Annotated in this window: 20 protein-coding genes; 7 read left to right on the forward strand and 13 right to left on the reverse strand. The window is 44.5% G+C overall.

The features are described 5' to 3' along the window. The first annotated feature begins 20 nt into the window (after positions 1-20). On the forward strand, positions 21-341 hold the full coding sequence (gene cutA / locus GZK95_RS18235) for a divalent-cation tolerance protein CutA (protein WP_075707346.1): 321 nt from the start codon (positions 21-23) through the stop codon (positions 339-341). Here cutA and GZK95_RS18240 read toward each other — a convergent pair. Continuing rightward, positions 305-922 (reverse strand): DUF2238 domain-containing protein, encoded by a 618-nt coding sequence (locus GZK95_RS18240; RefSeq protein WP_075707348.1) that lies wholly within the window; start codon positions 920-922, stop codon positions 305-307. The two genes, cutA and GZK95_RS18240, sit on opposite strands and share 37 nt — an antisense overlap. A 246-nt stretch (positions 923-1,168) precedes the next feature. Between GZK95_RS18240 and GZK95_RS18245 the strand changes: the two genes are divergently transcribed. Further along, positions 1,169-1,786 (forward strand): DNA-J related domain-containing protein, encoded by a 618-nt coding sequence (locus tag GZK95_RS18245; protein ID WP_075715238.1) that lies wholly within the window; start codon positions 1,169-1,171, stop codon positions 1,784-1,786. Positions 1,787-1,810: 24 nt separating this feature from the next. Here GZK95_RS18245 and GZK95_RS18250 read toward each other — a convergent pair whose 3' ends face one another. The 4 genes from GZK95_RS18250 to GZK95_RS18265 form a co-directional block, all read right to left on the reverse strand. Continuing rightward, complete coding sequence (locus tag GZK95_RS18250) at positions 1,811-3,466, reverse strand: ABC-ATPase domain-containing protein (RefSeq protein ID WP_075715236.1); 1,656 nt, start codon at positions 3,464-3,466, stop codon at positions 1,811-1,813. A gap of 72 nt (positions 3,467-3,538) precedes the next feature. Next, on the reverse strand, positions 3,539-5,452 hold the full coding sequence (locus tag GZK95_RS18255; RefSeq protein WP_075715234.1) for a bifunctional diguanylate cyclase/phosphodiesterase: 1,914 nt from the start codon (positions 5,450-5,452) through the stop codon (positions 3,539-3,541). 184 nt (positions 5,453-5,636) lie between these two features. Then, on the reverse strand, positions 5,637-6,836 hold the full coding sequence (fabV, locus tag GZK95_RS18260) for an enoyl-ACP reductase FabV (RefSeq protein ID WP_075715232.1): 1,200 nt from the start codon (positions 6,834-6,836) through the stop codon (positions 5,637-5,639). Positions 6,837-6,910: 74 nt separating this feature from the next. After that, positions 6,911-7,513, reverse strand: coding sequence for an arylesterase (locus GZK95_RS18265; RefSeq protein ID WP_075710732.1), 603 nt, complete (start codon positions 7,511-7,513; stop codon positions 6,911-6,913). Here GZK95_RS18265 and GZK95_RS18270 point away from each other — a divergent pair. The 3 genes from GZK95_RS18270 (at position 7,512) to GZK95_RS18280 (ending at position 12,366) form a co-directional block, all read left to right on the forward strand. Next, the gene (locus GZK95_RS18270; RefSeq protein ID WP_075715231.1) at positions 7,512-8,186 is read left to right on the forward strand and encodes an ABC transporter ATP-binding protein; all 675 of its coding nucleotides are present in this window, start codon (positions 7,512-7,514) and stop codon (positions 8,184-8,186) included. The genes GZK95_RS18265 and GZK95_RS18270 overlap by 2 nt on opposite strands. After that, positions 8,186-10,624 (forward strand): ABC transporter permease, encoded by a 2,439-nt coding sequence (locus tag GZK95_RS18275; protein ID WP_075715230.1) that lies wholly within the window; start codon positions 8,186-8,188, stop codon positions 10,622-10,624. Before GZK95_RS18270 ends, GZK95_RS18275 begins: the two co-directional genes overlap by 1 nt. A gap of 287 nt (positions 10,625-10,911) precedes the next feature. Continuing rightward, positions 10,912-12,366 carry an FAD-dependent oxidoreductase gene (locus tag GZK95_RS18280; RefSeq protein ID WP_075715229.1) on the forward strand — a complete coding sequence of 485 codons (1,455 nt, stop codon included), beginning with the start codon at positions 10,912-10,914 and terminating at the stop codon, positions 12,364-12,366. A 38-nt stretch (positions 12,367-12,404) separates the two neighbouring features. On the opposite strand, the gene GZK95_RS18285 is transcribed toward GZK95_RS18280, so the two are convergent. The 7 genes from GZK95_RS18285 to GZK95_RS18315 all read right to left on the reverse strand — a co-directional run bounded on the left by GZK95_RS18285 (position 12,405) and on the right by GZK95_RS18315 (position 19,096). After that, positions 12,405-13,340: a 5-oxoprolinase subunit C family protein gene (locus GZK95_RS18285; protein WP_075715228.1), complete on the reverse strand. Its 936-nt coding sequence runs from the start codon at positions 13,338-13,340 to the stop codon at positions 12,405-12,407. Further along, entirely contained in the window at positions 13,337-14,050 is a 714-nt protein-coding gene (locus tag GZK95_RS18290) for a 5-oxoprolinase subunit B family protein (protein ID WP_075715227.1), read from the reverse strand. The genes GZK95_RS18285 and GZK95_RS18290 overlap by 4 nt, the downstream gene beginning before the upstream one ends. Before the next feature lies 1 nt (position 14,051). Then, positions 14,052-14,786 carry a 5-oxoprolinase subunit PxpA gene (locus tag GZK95_RS18295; protein WP_075715226.1) on the reverse strand — a complete coding sequence of 245 codons (735 nt, stop codon included), beginning with the start codon at positions 14,784-14,786 and terminating at the stop codon, positions 14,052-14,054. A 250-nt stretch (positions 14,787-15,036) separates the two neighbouring features. Further along, the gene (dcuC, locus tag GZK95_RS18300; protein WP_075710746.1) at positions 15,037-16,404 is read right to left on the reverse strand and encodes an anaerobic C4-dicarboxylate transporter DcuC; all 1,368 of its coding nucleotides are present in this window, start codon (positions 16,402-16,404) and stop codon (positions 15,037-15,039) included. Positions 16,405-16,602: 198 nt separating this feature from the next. Beyond that, positions 16,603-17,403, reverse strand: coding sequence for an EAL domain-containing protein (locus tag GZK95_RS18305; protein WP_075715225.1), 801 nt, complete (start codon positions 17,401-17,403; stop codon positions 16,603-16,605). A 205-nt stretch (positions 17,404-17,608) separates the two neighbouring features. Then, positions 17,609-18,394 (reverse strand): lipase family protein, encoded by a 786-nt coding sequence (locus GZK95_RS18310; RefSeq protein WP_075715224.1) that lies wholly within the window; start codon positions 18,392-18,394, stop codon positions 17,609-17,611. 66 nt (positions 18,395-18,460) lie between these two features. Continuing rightward, on the reverse strand, positions 18,461-19,096 hold the full coding sequence (locus GZK95_RS18315) for a hypothetical protein (protein WP_075710752.1): 636 nt from the start codon (positions 19,094-19,096) through the stop codon (positions 18,461-18,463). Between the two features lie 353 nt (positions 19,097-19,449). Between GZK95_RS18315 and GZK95_RS18320 the strand changes: the two genes are divergently transcribed. Together GZK95_RS18320 and GZK95_RS18325 are read left to right on the forward strand one after the other, a co-directional pair. After that, positions 19,450-19,989 carry a cytochrome b gene (locus GZK95_RS18320; protein ID WP_075715223.1) on the forward strand — a complete coding sequence of 180 codons (540 nt, stop codon included), beginning with the start codon at positions 19,450-19,452 and terminating at the stop codon, positions 19,987-19,989. Then, entirely contained in the window at positions 19,986-20,555 is a 570-nt protein-coding gene (locus GZK95_RS18325) for a YceI family protein (RefSeq protein WP_075715221.1), read from the forward strand. The genes GZK95_RS18320 and GZK95_RS18325 overlap by 4 nt, the downstream gene beginning before the upstream one ends. A gap of 80 nt (positions 20,556-20,635) precedes the next feature. Here GZK95_RS18325 and focA read toward each other — a convergent pair whose 3' ends face one another. Beyond that, the gene (focA, locus tag GZK95_RS18330) at positions 20,636-22,078 is read right to left on the reverse strand and encodes a formate transporter FocA (protein ID WP_075710756.1); all 1,443 of its coding nucleotides are present in this window, start codon (positions 22,076-22,078) and stop codon (positions 20,636-20,638) included. Positions 22,079-22,084 lie beyond the last annotated feature (6 nt).

The following is a 22,084-nucleotide window of genomic DNA, read 5'->3' on the forward strand; positions in this document are numbered from 1 at the left end:
GCAAAAAAGAGAAGCAAAAAATGAAAGCTGATTACTGTATTGTTTTAACCACAACAAATAGTGTAGAGAACAAACAAGCGATTATTAACGATTTGCTTGAGCAAGAGCTTGCCGCATGTATACAAAGTATGGCGATAGACAGTCACTACGTTTGGCAAGGAGAAGTATGTTGCGATCAAGAAATCCTGTTGGTGATTAAAACCACTGACCGATGTTTCGAGCAGTTACAACAACGACTTGTGGCACTGCATTGTTATGAAGTACCGCAAGTCGTGAAAGTGCCTTTTACTGATGGGTTTAACCCTTACTTAGCTTGGCTTGATGAAAATACTCGACGTTGAAAAACCAATAAAGTGAGTGACGTTAGAGCGCCTAACGTGTCCATTAGCATATCTTTTTGAGCATCCCAGATATCGCCTTGTGAACCTAAGAAGGCGATACCCTCGTCGCCACCAGCAAGTTCTGCATACCACCACTCGATAATTTCATATCCAGCAGCGAGCGACATAATAGAAAACAAGCCAAACAGCAACGCGATGACGGGCTTAACGGCATGCTTTTTAATTAGGTACTCAGCAATCGGGTAGGCGTAAAATCCAATTGAAAAGTGAGCGACACGATCAAAGTGATTTCTGTCTTGTGAACCAATCAGTTCGTTAAACCAATCGAAAGGGACTTCAGCAAAGGTGTATTTAGATCCTATGGTATGCATGAAGATCCAGACAAACATCAAAATGTAAGAAGTGTTGGAAAACTTGTAGTTGATTGAAAGTACCCAGATGATGCCAAGCGCCAATACCACAGGTATGATTTCGGCAATCCACACCGCTCGAGACATGGGCTCGATAGCTGAGAATACAAATACCGCCGAGTAAGCAAGGGTCAGTAGAGTTAAAGTTGTTAAACTACGTTTGTTATCCATCAAAATTGTCCATTTATTTGTCATGATGAAAGCATAGTAAAGCATAATAAAACAGTGTTCAATTATTATTTTGAACGCTGTTTTATTTAGTGATTACGCAATAAATGAATCGGTTAGTTAAAAGGGCGGGTAAAACTGAGGGCTTAGTTCAAAAGCCTGAGTACCAAGGTGAGTTTTTTATTGAACAGTAAAAAGTAAAATGAGTAAGCTACACTAGAAATAATGCCAACGTATTAAAGAGAAGTCATGCAGAGTTGCCCACTTGCAAACATCAATAGCATTGAGAATCCACTTTTGTGGCCTATTTTTGAGGTATTGAAAAAAAGGCATAACGGTTGGAAAGTGCATACCTTAGCGAGCGAACTCATTGCCTTAGAGTTAATGCCAGTACTGGACGAGAAGCCGGAAAAAGATCTCTTTAAACGCAACTTTTTGATCATGAATGCACTCTATCAGTTGCAAGAGACACTCTATCCGGATCACTACGTGCAGGTGGAAGCAATGGACATCGCGCTTTTGAGTAATCGCGGCGTGGTGCATAGACTTAGCCTTGATAATCAAGACCCACTACGTGACTACTACACCCAATGGCAGCATTACGAAGCTGAGCAAGGTGAAATAAGACGGCTTTTGGATGAGTTTTGGACGCGCTACCGTGATTTTGTTGGCAGTACTCAAGCAAAGTTTGGCGATGTTACTCGAGATAAAGCGCTTAGGGTGTTTGAACTTTCGGAAGGGGCGAGTGAACTTGAGATTCGAAAACGTTGGCGAAAACTCGCATTGAAATGGCACCCAGACAGACAAAACGGAGACAGTGAGAAGTTCCGTTTAGTCTGTGAAGCTTGGAATGTGTTGCGCCTTTAAAGAAAAAGCGCCGAAGCGCTTTTATTAATGACTGTTTTTGAACTGAGATTTTCGCATACGGTTTAACGCGGCCATTACGTCTAAAACGCGAGGCTTTGCCAGATCGCCTTGATTTGGCATGGTGCTGTACCAACGGTTAGACAACATTTGCTCGATCTCTTTAGCTGGATTGTTCGACCAACCTGGTAACTGAGCCAGCTGGAACCACAACCAACCGATCGCATTGACTTCCGACGGCGATTCTAGCTGCTCAAGCGCGCTTAAATCAGCGAACTCTTTGCCGAAACGCAATGAGTCTGTGCCTTTGGCCGATACTCGAAATTTGCCCTCAGTTAGGATGCCTTGCAACGCCGCTCGATTTAGACTGCGCGGTCTAAAAGTAAGTAACGCAGACTCACTCTCGTTATGGCGTTGGGTAGGGTGCTGAGCGATAACTTGTTGCGCCTTTTCAGTGACATCCACGGCTTGATAATCATGCATTTGAATAACGGTATTCGCAACATCTAGGTAATCACCAGAACCACCCATAACAACGATGGTTGAGATATCCAGCTCGTCGCGCAGTTGGCCGATTCTATCCACTAGCGGAGTGATGGGCTCATCGCCTTTGCTTACTAGAGCCTGCATACGCTCATCGCGAATCATAAAGTTTGTTGCAGAGGTATCTTCGTCAATCAACAGACTACGAGCGCCACTCTCAATTGACTCTTGCAACCATGCCGCTTGTGAGGTTGAGCCAGATGCGTCTTGTGTTGAAAAGTCAGCCGTATCTTTGCCCATAGGAAGATGGTTAATGTAGTTCGACAAGTTTAGGTTGTGAACGCAACGTCCATCTTCAGCACGTATTTTCATACTTGCGCTGTTTGTCACCACGTGTTCGCGACCGTCACCTGGGATATGGTCGTAAATGGAGCGCTCGATGGCAGTTAACAGCGTTGACTTACCGTGAAAGCCTCCACCCACTATCAAGGTGATGCCTTTTGGAATACCCATACCGCGAATCGAACCTTGGTTAGGGGTATTTAGTGTTACTGCCAACGATTCGGGAGCGACGAATGCCACGGCTTCTTTCATTGGCAAGTCACTATTACCAGCAAGTCTTGGCAGTACTGCGCCATCGCCAATAAAAGCAATCAAGTTATGTTCATCAAGTTGTTCACGCATCGCCTGCTGATCTTCAATAACCTGACAGTGATTGATCAACGCTTGTTTATCAAGCTCGCGTTCAAGCGTTGCACGACGAATAAATTTAGGCAGATGGAAGGTGAGAATGTTGATCGCTTTTTTGCCTAATGCAGAGCGTCCTTCTGCGGGAAGGTTGGCTCGAAAACGCAGTTCAATACCCTCGTCAGTAAAGAGGACAGATGTCGAATCAAGAACCGTTTGTCCAGTAAGAGCAATACTGATGTGAGCTTCTTGGCGCGCAAACTCAGCAAACTGACGTGCGATAAAGTCACGAGCCGCTACTTGATAAGCTGGGGACGTCTCTTTAAGCCAATCAAGGCCAGTTACTGACCAAGGACGAATTGCACGCAGTCTTGACGCCGACGCAAACGGGTCGGCTTGTACGTAATCGACAAACAGCGTGAAGTCAGTGAAATCATAGCTACCTTTTATCTGTTGATAGGCGCGGTAGTTCTGTTTTTCGATTTTTTTAAGAGTTGCGATCAATTGATCCATAGTGAACTCACATTTGAGAGGTTATAAAGGCGGGGATTATAAAAATCACTCGCCGATGAGTAAAGAGTTAAGCTACTGAAAGCTTTGATTTAGGTTATCTGGATAATGCTTACTCATCAAACAGACTTCAAACTCATCGCATGGCATAGGTTTGCCATAGTAAAAACCTTGTCCATATTCACACCCTTCCTCGATGATGAACTTTTCATGCTCGAGTGTCTCGATGCCCTCTACGGTGACCGCTAGGTCCAGTTTCTTAGCTATCTTGATAATGGATTGGACAATGGTTTTGTCATGCTCACTAATGTTCAACTGCTTAATAAAGCTTTTATCAACCTTAATCGCATCGAAAGGGAACTTCTTAAGGTAATCGAAGGATGAATAACCGGTACCAAAATCATCAAGTGACAATGTCACGCCTAGTTGATGCAGAGCCAGCAAAGTCGTGTGAGCAACTTGTTCGTCTGCGATTAGCGTACTCTCGGTTACCTCTAGCTCAAGGCATTCTGCTGGAAGGTGATAGGCAGTCAACAGATCTTCTATTTGCTCCGCAAAGTGCTGGTTTTTAAGTTGTACCGCTGAGATATTGACGGCAATTTTGAAATCCCTAATCACTGCGGACCATTCTGATGCCTTAGCGATGGCGGAACGCAAAACAAAGTTACCCACTTCAAAAATTAGGCCGTTCTTCTCTGCCATTTTTATTAATGCTTCATTGGATACGTCGCCCAATACTGGGTGTCGCCATCTAAGCAGAGCTTCTGCACCAATCCAGCGATGTGTGGTCGGGGAGACTTTCGGTTGGAAGTAGAGCAACAGGTCATCACTGCGCACAGCTTGCAAGAGATAGTTTTCTAAATGATTGAGGTTGTTCTGCGCCATTGAAATGGCTTCAGAGTAGTAGATCAATTTATGCCCTGAGTCTTTACATGACCGCATCGCTTCTGAGGCTTGTTGCAATAATATATGTCCTGAGCTGGCGTTGTTGGTCGTACTGACACCCACATAGCTATGTAAGTGAATCGACTCTCCCTCGACATCAAATGAAGAGTGACTGACCTCGACAAGTTGCTGAGTGAATTGCTCAAGATCTTGAGCGAGGTTATTTGATTCAATAAGAAATACCAACTCCGTCGAGGTAGGACGTGAGGTTTGCAGATGATAACGAGACAAATAGCCAATCTTTTCTCTTAGTTGAACTAAAATTCCTTCCCATACAGCAAATCCAAATCGGCTTTGAATCAACTTGCCATTACTAAACCCAATGTGGACAGCGCTTGCGCCAAACTGCGGATGTTCGATCGTGATATCGACTGCTCGCGATGCTTCGAATTCAAGCGTGTTTCGATTTAGAAAACCAGTGCCTAAATCATGTCTCTGATGGTAAATCACTTTTTGCTCAGCGGCACGGCGCTTGTCAATTTCTTGATTAAGTGAAAAGTTAAGGTCGACTAAATCTTGTGTTCGGGTGTTAACTCGTGATTGAAGTTCAGAGTTGAGAATTTTCAACTGCTGATTTTGATACAAGGTGGCAAGTTGGGCTTCCAAAGACTCTTTGTAGCTGGCCAACAACTGCGTTGCGATATCAGACAATTCACGAGCTTTCGAATCAAGCACGCAAATGGTCCCGAATGGTTCGCCGTTAGGCCAACTGATCGGAAAACCACAATAAGAAATCATACCAAGTTTAATATCAGGGTTGTTGCTCCAGTTTGGAGCTTCGAGGGCGTTTTTTACCACCAACTGTTTCTGGTGCTTGATAACATACTCGCAGTATAGTCCTTGCCCAAGTTGCTCAGTGTCACCACGCTTATAAGGGTGATTGATGTTGTTATTACAGGAGAAAACTTCGATGGTGTCACGATGAACACGCATGATAAGTGCGGCAGGCACGGGTATAAGTTGGGCGATGAGGTTGACGATGACTTGCCAGTTCTCGCTCATTGCATGAGGGATATGTAAATTGCTAGTGTTAATTTTCGACATTCATCAGAATCCTTGTGGCTTATGCCATAACGAGCGTTCCATGCTGTTATTATTATAGTAGTCGTTAATTTCCTTCTCTGATTGTCCGTAACTGTATCAGAGCCAGCGCCACAAGAGAGCGGGGCGCTGGCATCAGTTTTAGTTGTTCTTAAATTTGAGACGAGGTGTCAGGGCTTAATAAGGACTAAGTTAATGATTTTACGAGTTGCTCGATGTCGATATCTGCCAGATAATCCACATCGTCTAACTCAAAGCCATTTAACTGCATAAACTCTTGCTTTAAGCCTTGGTAATCACCAATTTGCTTGAAGTTGTCAGCATTCATCTTCGCCACCATCTCATTGACTTGTCTTTGAGTATCTTCGTCTAACTCCAAATCATCAATGCGGATTAGACGTTCACAGTCAACGGGCACTTTGTTTACTCCGTACAACTTAGTGGTAAACAAGCGATGCATTTGCTCGATACAGCCTTCATGGGTCCTTTTTTGCTTCATCACTTGGTATAAAGCCATCAGGTACGGGGTGAGCCCTGGAATAAACACACTGGCTTTGGTCACAAGTGCTTTGCAGACAGTGGCATAAGCGCCGCCGTCAAAGTTGGCCAATTTTAGGTTAAGCGAGTGACTGGTTTGATGTAGGTCGATCTTCGCTCGCCCCAATGTTCCATCGAGGTAAATAGGGTGGGTCAGTTCAGGACCAATATAAGAAAATGCGACCGTTTTACACCCTTCTGCAATCGACTCCGAGTTAATCAAGGTATCGACCCATGCTTCCCAGTCATCGCCACCCATGACTTTGAGTGTGCCTTCGATCTCTTCATTAGATGCAGGCTCAAGCTCGTTTTCTAACCATTGGTCGTGTTCCAAAGAGAGAGACGCGCCCTTGACTGAGTTGCCAATCGGCTTGATGGCAGAACGCCACATTTCGCCAGTTTGGTAGTTAGGACGGATACCACTGGCGACGCTGTAGATGATTAAATCCACTTCACCTTCGAAATAGGTTTCGATGGCCTCGATAACTTCTTCTTTGGTCTGTGGCGAAAAGGCATCTGCCTGAATGTTAAGCGCTAAACGGCCTTCTGCCTTTGCATGTTTTTGAAAAAACAAGTTGTTGTAATAGCCTGCACTACCAACGCCTTTTTCTGATGGTCCTCGCTCAAAAGAGACACCAATGGTATCCGCCTTTGCTCCGCCGAATGTGAGGGCGATACGTGCAGCTAAGCCAAAACCCGATGAAGCACCAATAATTAGAACACGCTTTGGACCTTGTTTGATCGGATCGGCATTTTTAACGTAATCAATCTGTTGAAGAATTGCCTTTTCGCAACCAAGTGGATGAGCACTCCGTGCTACCACGCCCGATATCTCTGGTTTAATTATCATTCTTTGCTCCAAAACCGACAGGTCAAAGAGTTAAGTTAACGTAAAGCTTGGTAAATTTTATTGAGCTATGGCAATTAGAGGTGCTTTATTAACTGATGGGAAACAAATTCTGCAATCCATGGTTGAGCATCAGGTTTGGGGTGCAGACCGTCGGGCATTATCCAGTCGGGATTATCTCGCATGATAGGTTCGAGCATAAAGGGCATTAACGCAACGTCATGCTGTTGAGCAATCTTAGGGTACAGCGACGAGAAGGCTTGGGTATAGCGTTTACCGTAATTAGGAAGAATATGGATCTGCATTAGCAGTGGTTTGGCGTTCGCGGCTTTGATTTGATCGATAATAGAAACAAGATTGCCCTCAATCAGTGACGGTGGAAAACCGCGCAGACCATCGTTAGCGCCGAGCTCAATCAGAACGAGGCTGGGTTGATGCTCATCAAGCAACTGGGGAAGACGCGCTAAACCGTTACCTGTGGTGTCACCTGAAATACTGCCGTTTACGACAGTGAGAGGCTTACCCTTATCAGCCATAACATTTGGTAATAAACTAGGCCAAGCTTTTTCAATAGGCATTTGATAGCCTGCACTTAAGCTATCCCCGAGAACCAACAATGTGGTCGCTGAGACAGGGTTGATAATAAAGCAAGCGATAAATAAGGAAAGTAGTCGTAACATGCAAACATCCGTAATTAAGGCAACGTCTCTGTGCAAGACAGTTTCCACCAATCAAGAAAAATTAACAATCCTTAATGGCATAAACCTAGAAATCCAAGCTGGGGAAAGTGTCGCGATCGTTGGAACCTCTGGCGCGGGTAAATCAACTTTGATGACGTTATTGGCTGGGTTAGATACGCCAAGTGAGGGACAAGTTGAGTTACTAGGGCAGCCTTTATCTCAACTTGATGATGAAGCCAGAGCAAAAATTCGTAGTGAATCTGTTGGGTTTGTATTTCAAAGCTTTTTGTTGATACCGAGCTTATCTGCACTCGACAATGTGACTTTACCATGCTTGCTTAAAGGTGAAGCTGAGAACAAACCACGGGCGACTCAATTACTTGAGTCTGTAGGTCTGGGGCATCGCATTCACCATTCTCCTGCCCAGTTGTCTGGAGGCGAGCAACAACGAGTTGCGTTAGCGCGAGCCTTTATGATTGAACCTAAAATCCTATTCGCTGATGAACCGACTGGTAACCTCGACCAAAAAACGGCGACTAAGGTTGTCGAGCTGTTGTTTGAGCTAAACAAAAAGCATGGGACGACATTAGTGTTAGTGACGCACGATATGAACTTGGCAGAAAAGTGCGATAGAACCTTAACCATTCAAGCTGGGCAATTGGAGGTGAGTTAATGTCACGTTTAAGCCCAAGCAACTTAAATCGCTATTTGTACAACTGGAGCATGGGCGAAATTCGCCACGGACAACTTTGGCCTGTATCGGTTGCGCTTACACTTATCATCGCCTCTATCTTTGCACTTACCGCTCTAACAGAACGGATGGAACAGGTCATTGTAAAGCAGGGCAAAGAGGCGCTCACCGCAGACAGCGTGTTTAGCTCATCAAACCCTATTCCAGAACAACTTACTACATTGGTTGCTCAGCAGAAGTTAGAGAGTTCATCAATGGTTCGCTTCGCCACGATGGCCTTTAGTGATTCAGCGATGAAACTCATCACGGTAAAAGCGGTAGAGTCAAATTATCCACTTCAAGGCGAGTTGAAGCTGCAAAGTAAAGAAGGGCAGCACTCTACCGTGTTGGACAATCAGTTGTGGCTTGATGAACGACTCTTTTCGCAACTCAATGTCACGGAGGGTGACGTTGTCACTGTTGGGGACGCAGATTTCACTATCACTGGACGAGTTGTTGAGGAACCTGGGCTAAGTTTCAATCCATTCCAGCAAATGCCCTCTGCTTATATTCATCAATCCGATCTCGAAAAAACCGGCGCCGTTCAGCTAGGAAGCCGAGTTCGGTACAACTTGTATCTTAACGCGCTAGATACTCAACTGGAGCAGCTTAAGCAGCAAGTTGAATTGACGCCGAGCGATTCATGGCGCGATCAAAATAGTGCGAGTCGAACTAACGAAATGTTCCAGCGCACTCAACAATATCTCTCTTTAACGGTTGCTATCGTCGTGATTATGGCTGCAACCACGCTAGTGCTCACTTGTCAGCATTATGTCGCGACAAGGCAGAAGACCATCGCTATGTTGAAAAGCTTAGGGGCTACTCGTCGTTGGTTAAGTCGATGGCTGTTGATTCAAATCGCGATTCTCTTGGTGTGGGCATCCGTGGTTGGCTCATTACTTGGTGTCGTGCTTGAATTTTTGCTGCGGATTCCGCTAACTGATCTGTTGCCAACTCCGTTGCCTTCTTACGGTGTGATGCCAGCATTTGTAGCGATTGGAACCAGTCTTCTTATCGCAATACCAGCTCTAGGGATTCCATTTCTTCATTTAATGCGCGTCAGTGCTGTGAATGTCATGCAGCCGCAGATGACCAATATCTCTAAGCGTTCTTACGCCTTGATTCTCGTTCCGGTACTACCGATGTTGCTTGCTTATAGTAACAACCTATTGGTGTGGCTTGTGCTGGGCGGAATGGTGGCATTGTTTGTGGTGTTGGGGTTGGTGAGTGTGGTCATCACTCGCGTTTTAGCTCGTTTGCCACTCAGTACCGAGTTTAAACTTGCGCTAAGCCGCATTAATCGTTCATCCATTTCAACCGGAGTTCAGTTCGGTGCACTGTCATTATCGCTTATGCTTTTAGCTATCATGTGGTTGGTGAGAACGGATTTACTCTCAGATTGGCAGCGCACGTTACCTGATGACGCGCCTAATGCGTTTGCATTGAATATCGCGCCTTATGAAAAAGAGAGCTATTTAAACGCTCTCGATGAGAGCAACATTGAACGTAGTGATGCCTATCCAATTATTCGTGGGCGTCTCGAGACAATTAATGGCTCGAACGCCAAAGAATATTCTCAAGGAGGAAACGATAATGATGCGCTGCGCCGCGAGATAAACTTTACCTTTGCAAGCGGCATCCCAGCACATAATGACGTGTTGGCTGGTGAATGGATCGCCACTGGTGGGGTGTCGGTAGAAAAAGAGGTCGCTGAGGATCTGGGCATCCAGCTTGGTGACACTTTGGGGTTTGTTATCAACAGCCAACCGGTGAGTGCTCGTGTCGACTCTATCCGGCATGTCGAATGGCGCGACATGAAGCCAAACTTCTATTTTATCTTTACACCTGATGTGCTCGCGCAAATTCCATCGACCTATTTGGTGAGTTTTAGACTTGATTCTCAACATGATCAATTGCTTAACCGTCTATCAAGACAGCATCCTACGGTAAGCTTGATGGATATAAGAGTGATGGGAGCGAAGATTCAGCAACTTGTGCAGCAAATCGTTTCGGCAGTGACACTATTAGCTGGTTTGAGTGTAATTGCTGGCGCGATTTTGATCTTTACTTTGCTCCGCCTAAGTCTTGGACAAAGGCAGAGTGAGATACAACTTTACCGCACACTTGGTGCGAGTAAGAAACGGGTCGTAAGAACGATATGGGCAGAGTATGGTGTTATGGGATTAGTTGCTGGTTCCATTGCCGTATTAGGGGCAGAGTTGGTCGTGAGCGGCATTATGATCTTTGGTTTTGATATGGAAAGTCAGCTCCATTATCCACTGTGGATCTTGCTTCCACTGCTGGCTTTTTGCACACTTGCCTTAGTTGTGAACAGCCTGATGAAACGGTTATTAATCCCTATTAATAAAGACTTTAGTTGATATTGTGTACGCTAAAATCTTCACTTACCCACAGAACTTGTGGATAAAGTTTGGGATAACTCAGTAGGTAGTTATTTGCGCAAACGCGGCAACCCAGTAGCCTCCGCGTTTAGCGCAAGTTAACGATGCTCACAAAGCGTCTTTCGCAAATCCAATGAAAATACGTCAAGCTTTTTTTCGTTTTTTTTATGATGAAAATAAGCCTGAATTGGCACGAAAAAAATGTGATTTTATTAACAAACTAAACGCATTAAAATGTCGTCAGAATTAATGAATAACAAAGACCAATGACCCAAGATATTGATCCAGTTTCGAATCCTAAAGTCGCCGTGATCGGTGGCGGTGTAGCCGGCGCTACTGCCGCACTGCACCTCGCTGAACTTGGCGTAAACGTCGATTTAATTGAAAAAAAACCGAGCCTCGTCAGTGGGCCACCGATCTGCCATCTGCATGCTGGTGGCAACCTGTATCGCGAGATCTCTGTTGAGCAGTGTGTCGATCTTCTGAAGCAGTCGATAGATTCTGTTCGACTTTATCCACATACAGTCAACCGCAGGCCAACGCTGATTGTGGTTCCTTTTAGTGATGGTGGTGATCCTCAGCAATTATTGCCTCGCTTAGAGCAAATTCGCGCGGTGTACAAACAGTTGGTTGATGAAGACCCAAGTAATGCCGTGTTGGGCAATCCAGAAGATTACTTTACTCTCTACTATCGTGAGCAGTTAGAGCAGCTTAAGCAGCTTAAGCAACCTGAACACCCAAGTAGTTACGATGACTGGCTAATTCCATTCGCGCAGCACGCCGACCTAGATAACATTAAATATCCAGTCGTTGGGGTAAACGAGTATGGTTGGAGTGTGTTCCGTATTGCAGCTTCTGCCATGTTGGTCTTGGAGCAGTCTGCGCATTGCGAACTAAAAACAGACACACGTTTAGTGGATATGCACTGGCATAACCAACAATGGCAATTATCATTGGAATCGATACGTGATGGTTTCAAACAGATCGAGCAGCAAAGCTACGACTATGTGATCAATGCCTGTGGCTTTGAGACTGGTGAAATTGACGACCTCGCACAAGCACCTCGCCAGCGTATGGTCGAGTTTAAAGCGGCATATGTGACTAAGTGGCAGCAAAATAATCAGTTGTGGCCTGAAGTGATTTTTCACGGTCCAAGAGGCACTGAAAACGGCATGGCTCAGTTAACGCCATACGCCAACTCCGTATTTCAACTGCATGGAATGACGAAAGAGATCACCTTGTTTGATGATGGATTGGTGAGTAACTGTGAGCGTTCATCACAACCTAAGCTGCCGTTGCGTTTAAACAACAAAATTGAACAAGGATGGAGTGAGCAAACTCGCGTCGAGCGAAGCATCAAAGCCATTCAACATATGAGTCGATTTGTACCAAGCTATGCCAGTGCGATGGAACATGGACTGCCATTATTTGGCGCGCAACAGATACCAGGGGACGATGAGACACTACGTGCAGCAGATGTCTCTTTCTCGCAAAAGCATTATGCACGTATCGAAGTTGTTAAAGGGTCATCTGCGCTGGAAGCTATTCGCAAAATCGTAGCCTGCTGGCAGCTTGCCCCAGCAAGTCAAACCGCGCTCACCATTGAAGAGTTGCACCCCAATGCGACCACACTCAACGCCGATGCCGTTGAGGAAAAAGCCAAACAGCTTGCTATTAGTCGTGGATATCCACAAGAGTTGGCAGAAGTTTACGGTCAATAAAGGACAAGCCAGTCATTTGACTGGCTTACCTCTTTTTGTCAGTAACCAAAGTAGTTTGCCCACATTACCCAATCCGACTGCAGTTCATCTAAATGCCCTTTGACAAAGCGTACTTTCTGACCGGGTTTTGCCTGCGCCAGACGTGGTAGGTCGATACGTGAAACACAGCCGATTTTGGGGTAGCCTCCAATTGTCTGCCTATCGTTGAGTAAGACAATGGGTTGCCCATCTGGTGGCAACTGAATGGCACCCAACGCAATACCTTCACTGCGCATTTCTATTGTCGGCATATCAATCGACGAGCCTTGTAACCGATAGCCCATTCGGTCGATGTTTTTACTGACTTCAAATTCCGTATGATAAAACCATTCGACGACGTGCTTTGGTAGCACGTTTTTTTGGTAGCCCTCTACGACTCGTAACGTAATCGGCAAATCATAATCAGGTTGATATCGAAAACTGAGTTGTTTTTTTTCAAAGTATTGATTGGCGAGTAGTGAGTGGTAACGAATACGATCACCTTGTTTAAGGGCATTCCCACCAACAAGTCCACCCAGTTGATCTCTCTGAACAGTCGAACAACTGCCATGAGCTAACGGCACATCAAATCCACCCAGCACACCTAAATATGCCCGTAGGCCATTTTTGGCGAGTGAAAAGCGGATCACCTGTCCTTGTTTGGCGATAAACGAGGACCAGTTGGTAATAGGGATATCATCTAGCGTAGCATTCAGGTTTGCTCCACATATGGAAAACGCGCTTTTGGCACCCACTTCAAATTGTGTCTGCCCTAGGGTAATCTCGATACAAGGCAAATTAACTTTGTTGCCAAGTAAATAGTTAGCCCAACTGTAGGCATACTCATCAAGTGGACCTCCTTGTGTGATACCAGTATGAGCATGACCAAAACGACCCAAATCTTGAATTAGGCTTAACGGCCCCGGCTTCAGCACTTTAAGCTCTGCTTTACTCATTCAAATCCCCTCGAAAGCTTTCCACCTAACTGAACAAACTCGTTTCGATCAACAGCATAAAATTGAACCCGACTACCAACTTGTAAAGGCGTGATTGGATTATGTTCTGGTTGATAAAGATTGATAGGGCAGTTGCCAATAATGTTCCATCCCCCAGGAGAATCACTTGGGTAGACTGCGGTTCGCGATTCAGCGATAGCGACACTACCTTTGGGTACCATAAGGCGTGGAGTAGTGAGGCGCGGTAAGCGCAACTTGCTATGAACATCGCTCATAAAGGCAAAGCCCGGGGCAAAACCAATCGCTTCGACGGTATACTCCAATTGAGTATGGAGTTCTATAAGCTCATCAAGCTCGATATGATTCTGCTGATAACGATGAATATCAGGCCCGACTTCCAGAGCGTAATAGACCGGTAGTTTAATCGCTGGCGCTGTCGAGGTGTTTAAAGTGACTTGCGCATGTTCTTCAATGCAATTGCGAAGGTATGAACTCAACTGCTCGAAACTGATTCGGTGGGGGAGGTAATCCACCAAAATTGACTGACTGGCGGGAGTAATGTTCATGATGACATGGTGCCATCGGTGGTAAAACTCTGCTGTCAGCGAGCCGATAAGAAAAGGTAATTGCTGCGGCTGATTGGTTTCGAAGGTCACCAACAATGCGCACTCCGCAACGGGTTCAATGTTGACTTGTTTTAGTGCGTTCACATCATATCCTTGTGCGTAATTGGTGCAAAATAGTAACGGCTTGTGGATTATCACCATGGACGCAGATGGTGTCGGCGTCGATCTCGATCACATCACCTTCTAGAGTCATTACTTTGCCATATTGAATCAACTGCTCAACTTGGTTAATCACTGACTCTGCGTCGATCAGAACGGCACCTTCGCGATTTCTCGGAGCAAGCTGACCATTACTCAAATAAGCGCGGTCGGCAAATGCTTCAAACAACAAGGGCACTTCATATCGATCCGCTATGTCAAGAAACGGTTGTGACTCAGGGTGAGCCAGCATCATTAACGGAATCGAAAAACAGGAAACCGCATCGACCACGGATTCAAAAATAGAAAGGTCGTTGAGCATATCGTTATACAGAGCACCGTGGGGCTTGACGTAACTCAACTCGGTATTGAAACTATCGCAAATGGCTTTCAAGGCACCAATTTGGTAAATCAAACTATAAGTCAGCTCTTCGCTGTTCATTACAATAGTGCGACGTCCAAAGCCTAACAAGTCCGGATAGCTTGGGTGTGCGCCGATATTGACATCATGTTGAATGGCGAGCTTGACTGTTTCAGCCATAGTTTTAGGGTCAGAAGCATGAAAGCCGCACGCAATGTTCGCCATATCAATTAAAGGCATCACTTGTGTGTCATTCCCCATCACCCAAGGGCCATAACTTTCGCCCATATCACAGTTCAAAGTGATGACTGATTTACTCATTGATAAGTCCTTGTTCTATTCCATTTGTGCGCATAAAAACACCGACGAGCCACTACAAAAAAGTGTAGACAGTGGACGCGCATGAGTGGGGAGATTGGCGTTTTTAATTCTGAACTTAAGACTACAGTAAACGTCTGCTCTTGGTCTGTGAACTTGCTACCAGCTTATTAAAATGGGTTTAACTACAGTTGGTTATCTTTAGAGATCAAAAAAGGGCGCTGATTAAGCGCCCTTGGGAATAAAAGGGGAATTACGCGTACATAGGTACAAGCACCAAGGTACCGATGATGACGGTGATTAGACCGCCTAGAACCGGCACTGAAGTACGTTTAACCACCTCAAATGGGCTGATCTTACCCATACCCGATGTTGCAACAACAACGCCAGAAACAGGAGATATAGTACGACCCAAGTTTGACGCTTGAAGCATCGGGATAATTAGGAACGCAGGGCTCAGTCCCATCTTAGCAGCAAGAGCAGGAGCAAGTTCAACGAAAGCGTAGAATGGTGCGTTACCTGAACCTGTTGCAACAGCAGCCGCAACCGTTAAACCGGTTAAGATCAACATTAGAGCAATACCGCCCGCACCCGCGGTTTCAGCTAAGTGCAGTAGGTTATCAATTGCGCCGATAGACATTAGACCTTGAGCGAATACACCCGCCGCCACTAATAGCATTACTACGCCTTTAAATGCGTCTGCCATACCGTCGTAGCAAGATTCCAGATCATGCAGCGTAGCTTGACCATCAAAACGTTTAGAAGCGTAATCAACCAGGGCACCAACAAAAATAGACAGAACAACAATCGTGTAGATATCAAGTTCAAGGCCTGGAATTGTGCGACCGTTAAATAGGAAAACACCAATGATCGGTAGGAAAGGCAATACTGAGTAGTAAGCCGGAGCTTTTACTTCAATTTCAGAAACGTCCACACGCTCCATTGGAGTGTTTTCTTTTTTATCTAGGTACTTGTTCCAAAAGTAGGCTGCAATCGACATTACAATGATTGCGGCAATTGAAACAGGCAGAACGGTTTGCACGGCAAACACATCTAGCGCCATACCTGACTTCTCAGCTGCGATTACTACGTCACCTGATGTTGGTGAAAGAATAATGGCTGCTGGTGATGCACACACTGCCACAGCAGCAGGGCGAGAAATCCCCATTGCTGTCATCATAGGGAACAGTGTTGCCATCAATAGAACACCAAGGCCTGTCGCCGAGCTAACGGCTAAGGACATCAGGCACGCTACCACATAAGCAGCAACCAAAAGTGCGTATGGCGATTTAATCACAGAAAGTGGTTTCGAAAACTGTTTTACCACCACATTGTTTGCACCAATATGAGTCATATAAGACGCAAAACCGCACAGAAGCATGATTTGCATACCTAAACCGCCGCCGCGGTTTTGCAGCATGAATTTCACGTACTCAAGCGCATCAGTCACCATATTGCCTGTTGAAGCAATTTTACTTGGTAATACTGAATGGCCAAGAAGACCAGTAATTAAAAGTAGCAAAATACCGGAAGAAAGAAGAACGCCGGCAGGTTTGTATCCCTTGACAATAAAATAGCCCACTGCAATGGTGACCACTAATCCAATTAGAAGCTCCAGCATAAATAACCTCAGTAGATAATTAAAAATATGACAAGCTGTGTCAAAATGTGACACCGAATCTACCGAAAAATGTCTTGTAGCACGAGTAATAAATGTACTCATTATGATCTAAGACAATAAATTGATTTATTTTAAATAAATAGCGTTTTGTAAGGTGGTTGAAACCCAAATTAGATGATATTGAGGGCATATTGCTAGTTAGATAGCATTATTTGATTCAATGTTAACTAGATGTATCGGTTGTGGCATAGCAAGGAAATAACCTTGGTAGTAATCGATCTCGAGTTGTTTCATTGCTTGAAGCTGCTGAGCTGTTTCTATCCCTTCAACCACAACTTTGGCGTTTATGCGCTTTGCTAGCTCCAAACCTTTCAAAAGCGGCAATTTGTCGTCTTGCATGTAAGAAAGCATCAATGATCGGTCGATTTTAATAATGTCCGGTTTGATGCGCTCGACACGCTCATGGTTTGAGGCTTGAATACCAAAATCATCAATCGCGATTTGAAACCCACACTTTGAAAGCTTCGCCATTGCGTGTTTTAAACACTCTTCGTCACGAGTATCGTGTTCAACCACTTCCATAATGAGTTGCTTTGGTACAAGACCTAAAGAAAACAATCGTTTACAAAGCAGACTAGTACGAATGTCTTCCAGAGCAAAAAACTCGCCAGCCGAGGGCAGTACGTTAAGAAAAAGATTAAGTTGACTGTACTGAGAATGGGCGAAGTTGCGGATATGAATAACGCGCGAAAGACGTTCTACATTAATCTTGTCTTCTAATGAGAAATCTGGCGAGTTGAAAAACTGATCGGGACGAATGATTCCATCAGAAGCATGGTTGATTCGTACTAATGCCTCAATGCCGACTGCTTGATCGTCAGCATCAAATATAGGCTGATAAACACTCTTAAGTGTTAAATCTTTATAACTACCAGTAAATACAAAATCCTCATTAGTTGTAATGAGTTGTTGGAACTGATTTTTTGTAGATAACAGCATAGTACGACAGCCTATAATCAGTATTAGCTTAGGTGTTTAAGCTCTTTGTTGCATGAGGCATGATATTAGTTAGTACATTTTTTTGTCAACGAATAAAGTTAATAAAAAACATCAAATTTGCTTAATTTACCTTCGTTTTGAGTAAATGAAAGCAAGCGCTTATAGACGACGCAGAAATCATTTTTGTCAGCAATTGATTGACCACTTAGCGTTCATCAAAGAAGTCTTTGTTTCGTATGTACTTTGACATCAGATGATAAGAAAACGGACGTAACAACCATGAGGCCAATGATCTCAGCAATCTTATTACGGTTGGTGTGTTCTCATAAATACGACCGTTGTATAACCACAGCATTTTGCCAACATGTTGATAATATAAAGGGATAGGGGGAAGGTAAGTGACAATATCTAAGTCGCAGCAGATTCGATAGGTACGGTGTTTAAGCTTAAATTGGCGCTTAAAGTCGACACCACCAACCGCCGGTTGACCGAATGTCACTACTCTTTTTACCGATTTTGGATACCTTGTTTCGATAACATCGGCGAGTACGCACGCGATAGCTCCGCCCGAAGAGTGACCAGTAAAGGTGAATCTTTTTCCAGATTGCGCGAGAGGTGTTAAAACGTTAAGGAGGCGTTGATAAACGCTCATGCCAAGTTGATCGTGATTATACCAAGGGCTGCTCTCTTGATAAATTTGTCTCGCATAGCCAGCATGGATTCGGTAATTAAGGCGCTTGCTTACCTTCACCTTAAAAAGCATTAAATTGAGCAACCAATCGGGCAAATTGTGCGAGCCTTTAATCACCACAATCACTTCATTACTTTCGCGTCCCCAAAGCACTCTAATCATAGGTTTGCCAAAGCGATTGGCAATGACCCTTTGTCCATTGGGTGCAAAGCCATAGCGAGTTTGCTTGAATACCCGTTGGTAAGCCAAACTGCATAAAACGGCGTAGCGTTCATATTGATAGCGTTTAAGTTTTTTCACCCAAGTTTGTCGGTCAGACTATCTTGATACCAGTATACCCAGCAAGAGTGAAAAAAAGATGACAAGTCAACTGAGCTGGACCACCGAATACAGCTGAACATATTTGCGCACCAATTGCTGGTCCGACGCTCGTTTCAAAGGGTGCGTCACTTTAGTGTAATAAGGCGTTATGGAAAACTTCTGTTCAAGTGACAACGATAACTGCGAGTCACTCGTATACAAGTTCACACCTTGAGAGCGATAGGTTTCAACATCGTCAGGTAGATCGCCTGTCCACCAATGAATCAATTCGCGGCTCTGCTTGCTTCTTGTTATCCAATGGTCGGACAGTAGTAGCAGTAGATCATTCGGTTGAATCGCATATGCGTATTCAGCTTGCCAATTTTCGACTGTCTTAAAGAGTTTATTGCGACAAGTACTACCAGCACTCAGTAGGTGCGCCGTAAGAATCCAAACTGTTCCTGCGTCAGATGAAACTCTAAAGTGGCTTGCTTGTTCGGTAAACGGATAAGTTTCCAGTGGGGAATAACGGCAATCATGTCCAAACTCTGTAAGAGTGCGGGCCAAACGTCGAGAAAACGCCATAGCCAAGTGATGTTCACTCATGCCACGGTTATGAATGGTCGGGTAGTGCTTTTCACACAAAGCCATGCAATCAGCCTGAAACTCGTTAACGCTTTGAATGAGTACATCCAGTAACAAGCCGTCTCTCCTTAGTTAGTCAGTGAACGACAGAGGTTACCATGCGGTTTGTTAAAGTCGTTGCACAAATTCGCGCGAAATATCTTGTTAAAGCAGATTTATCTCTAAGATTGAATTTACATCACATCCTTGCTGTTTGGATGGTCTAGCCACTGGCGTTTAAAGCGCCAAATAGCGGGCTTAAATCTTTCTTAATCACCTCTTCAAAAAAATTGAATAAGTTCATCAAATGTCAAAGATGTTAACGAAACGCAAACTGGTGAATAATTGTGTTATAACAGAGTGACTTCGAGATTGAGGTGACTTGGGTATCACTTGTAAAGCTAAAGCAACCAATTAAAGACGGAGAGGCAATGAAACAGGCAGTTAACAACTACAACGTAGTAGCAAGAGGTTTACATTGGCTATCAGCTATCGTGATTGTCGCTATGTTTGCAGTAGGGCTGTGGATGGTAGACCTCTCATATTACAGTGAGTGGTATCGCACCGCGCCGCATTGGCATAAGTCCATTGGCATTTTACTCGCGAGTATCACTCTATTTCGTTTGCTATGGAAAATAGTGACAGTGTCACCAAGGATTGAAGGAAAAGCATGGGAAATCGTCGGTGCAAAGCTTGTTCATCGTCTGATGTATTTGCTTTTGTTCACTTTGTTTGCGTCTGGCTATCTGATTTCGACAGAGGATGGGCGTTCAATCGACGTTTTCAATTGGTTTTCTGTTCCCGGGATGGGGGCACTGTTCGAGGGACAGGCCGACATTTCTGGTGAGGTTCATTTTTACGCCGCTTGGGCATTAATTATTCTCGCTGGGGTGCATGCACTTGCCGCAGTGAAACATCACATTATCGATAAAGACAATACGCTACGCAAAATGATAGGAGCTTCAAAATGAAAAAAACGTTACTTGCAACAGGACTAACCTTGGCGATGTTATCTCCAATGGTGGCAAGCGCAGCGGATTACGTGATTGATACTAAAGGCGCTCATGCTTCAATTAACTTTAAAGTGAGCCATTTGGGTTATAGCTTTATTAAAGGTCGCTTCAATACTTTTGATGGTGAATTTTCTTATGACCCTGAAAACATTACTGCATCGACGATAACCGTGAATGTAGATACAACCAGCTTAGACTCAAACCATGCAGAACGTGACAAACACATTCGTAGTGGTGACTTTATTGATGCAGGAAAGTACTCCACTGCGACATTTAGTAGTAACCAAGTGGTCGATAAAGGTGAGGGCAAGTTCGATTTAATTGGTGATCTTAACTTACACGGCGTCACTAAGCCTATCACGATCAATGCGCAGGTTATTGGTCAAGGTCAAGACCCTTGGGGAGGTGAGCGTGCCGGCTTTATTGGTACAACACGTCTAGAGTTAGCAGATTTCAATATTCCAGTAATGGGCGATTCCAGTTATGTCGATATGGAACTCCATGTGGAAGGAATCAAGAAATAGCCTCACAATTCAATGACGAAAAAAGCGCCTCAGTTGAGGCGCTTGGTCTTATAGCCAACACATTGTTAGTGCTTTTTTAATTATGCTAGTTGTGCAGTTTCTTCAACTAATTCAGGTTTTCCATAGACGGCACGTAGTGCATCTAAGATATCAAGTCGATTGATAACACCAACCATTTGACCGTTCTCAAGCACTGGTAGTACATGAGGCTTACTCACTTTCATACTCTTGGCACGTTCTTCCAAAGAAAGGGTTGAGAAACGCGTCGCTATGCCCATTGATGTCGTTGGGTAAAGTTGCTCTTTATCGATACATAGATACTCCGCGACATCGACCAAACGGTCATTTGCATCAATTGCAATTACATCACGCTCCATCAAATCAACCACTTTTTGACCTTGAGTTGGAATGTAATCTTGGCACCAAAGATCAACCATCACATCGTGTGCAGAAAAGAAACCGACCAATCGACCTTGAACGTCTGTTACGGGTGCACTCACTTCATGGTGAGAGATGAGATGATCAATCGCTTTAGGCGTTGTCATATCTGCACTTAGCGTTACAGGTTGAGTGTTCATAATGTTTTTTACGATGATGTTGCTGTTCATAGTGTTCTCCTTAACTGACGCAATATTCGCGGTAGTTGTAATTGTTGAAATGTTGGCTGCTTTAAGTTGAGGTCGGCGATAGATACACCAGTTCGCCAGCCCGACAAGCACAGCACCACCAACAATATTGCCTAGCGTTACCGGGATTAGGTTTGCAGTAATGAACTGCGTAATATTTAGATCTGCATACTGAGCGGCAGTTGCGCCAGTTGTTGCCCAAAACGATTCAGGAGCAAAGTTTTGAATCACAATACCTAGTGGCACCATAAACATGTTCGCGACACAGTGCTCAAAACCACTAGAGACAAACATAGCGACAGGCATGATGGTCATTGCTGCTTTAGTCATGGCATTTGCGCTACTGAATGTCAGCCATATCGCTAAACACACCAATAAGTTACATAGAATGCCAAGAGCAAACGCCTGCACCATTGTGTGGTGTAACTTATGCTGAGCAATATTGAGAGCATTCAGTCCCCATTGACCATGATCTAATTGATACAAGCCAGCTGCGGTGACGATTGCCAATAACAACATCGCGCCAATAAAGTTACCGATGTAAACTTTTCCCCAGATTGAGAGCATTTTGCCAAAACTAATTTGACTGTTTGCCCATGAAATACTCGATAGAACTGAACTGGTAAAAAGCTCCCCTCCACATATCACAATTAGGATAAGACCCATGCTGAAAGCCAGACCACCGGCTAAGCGGCTTAATCCCCAACCGGACTGAGTAGCACCGGTAGTGACCGTGATATAGAAAAGAAATGCCAGTCCGATAAATGCACCTGCCATGATGGCCAAGCTCAATGTCATCCCAGTATTTTTTTTGGCTTTACTCAAAGCAAACTTTTCTGCTTCAGCCATCATTTCTACTGGAGAGAAACATTGGTCGTTCGCGTGGTTAGATGACATACGCGC

Origin of the sequence: Vibrio panuliri, from assembly GCF_009938205.1 — a bacterium.
Taxonomy (GTDB): Bacteria; Pseudomonadota; Gammaproteobacteria; order Enterobacterales; family Vibrionaceae; genus Vibrio; species Vibrio panuliri.

What these genes read in the sequence shown, in the direction of transcription:
- cutA (WP_075707346.1), top strand. Translation starts at nt 21, where the DNA reads ATGAAAGCTGATTACTGTATTGTTTTAACCACAACAAATAGTGTAGAG.
- GZK95_RS18240 (WP_075707348.1), bottom strand. Translation starts at nt 922, where the DNA reads ATGGATAACAAACGTAGTTTAACAACTTTAACTCTACTGACCCTTGCT.
- GZK95_RS18245 (WP_075715238.1), top strand. Translation starts at nt 1,169, where the DNA reads ATGCAGAGTTGCCCACTTGCAAACATCAATAGCATTGAGAATCCACTT.
- GZK95_RS18250 (WP_075715236.1), bottom strand. Translation starts at nt 3,466, where the DNA reads ATGGATCAATTGATCGCAACTCTTAAAAAAATCGAAAAACAGAACTAC.
- GZK95_RS18255 (WP_075715234.1), bottom strand. Translation starts at nt 5,452, where the DNA reads ATGTCGAAAATTAACACTAGCAATTTACATATCCCTCATGCAATGAGC.
- fabV (WP_075715232.1), bottom strand. Translation starts at nt 6,836, where the DNA reads ATGATAATTAAACCAGAGATATCGGGCGTGGTAGCACGGAGTGCTCAT.
- GZK95_RS18270 (WP_075715231.1), top strand. Translation starts at nt 7,512, where the DNA reads ATGCAAACATCCGTAATTAAGGCAACGTCTCTGTGCAAGACAGTTTCC.
- GZK95_RS18265 (WP_075710732.1), bottom strand. Translation starts at nt 7,513, where the DNA reads ATGTTACGACTACTTTCCTTATTTATCGCTTGCTTTATTATCAACCCT.
- GZK95_RS18275 (WP_075715230.1), top strand. Translation starts at nt 8,186, where the DNA reads ATGTCACGTTTAAGCCCAAGCAACTTAAATCGCTATTTGTACAACTGG.
- GZK95_RS18280 (WP_075715229.1), top strand. Translation starts at nt 10,912, where the DNA reads ATGACCCAAGATATTGATCCAGTTTCGAATCCTAAAGTCGCCGTGATC.
- GZK95_RS18285 (WP_075715228.1), bottom strand. Translation starts at nt 13,340, where the DNA reads ATGAGTAAAGCAGAGCTTAAAGTGCTGAAGCCGGGGCCGTTAAGCCTA.
- GZK95_RS18295 (WP_075715226.1), bottom strand. Translation starts at nt 14,786, where the DNA reads ATGAGTAAATCAGTCATCACTTTGAACTGTGATATGGGCGAAAGTTAT.
- dcuC (WP_075710746.1), bottom strand. Translation starts at nt 16,404, where the DNA reads ATGCTGGAGCTTCTAATTGGATTAGTGGTCACCATTGCAGTGGGCTAT.
- GZK95_RS18305 (WP_075715225.1), bottom strand. Translation starts at nt 17,403, where the DNA reads ATGCTGTTATCTACAAAAAATCAGTTCCAACAACTCATTACAACTAAT.
- GZK95_RS18320 (WP_075715223.1), top strand. Translation starts at nt 19,450, where the DNA reads ATGAAACAGGCAGTTAACAACTACAACGTAGTAGCAAGAGGTTTACAT.
- GZK95_RS18325 (WP_075715221.1), top strand. Translation starts at nt 19,986, where the DNA reads ATGAAAAAAACGTTACTTGCAACAGGACTAACCTTGGCGATGTTATCT.
- focA (WP_075710756.1), bottom strand. Translation starts at nt 22,078, where the DNA reads ATGTCATCTAACCACGCGAACGACCAATGTTTCTCTCCAGTAGAAATG.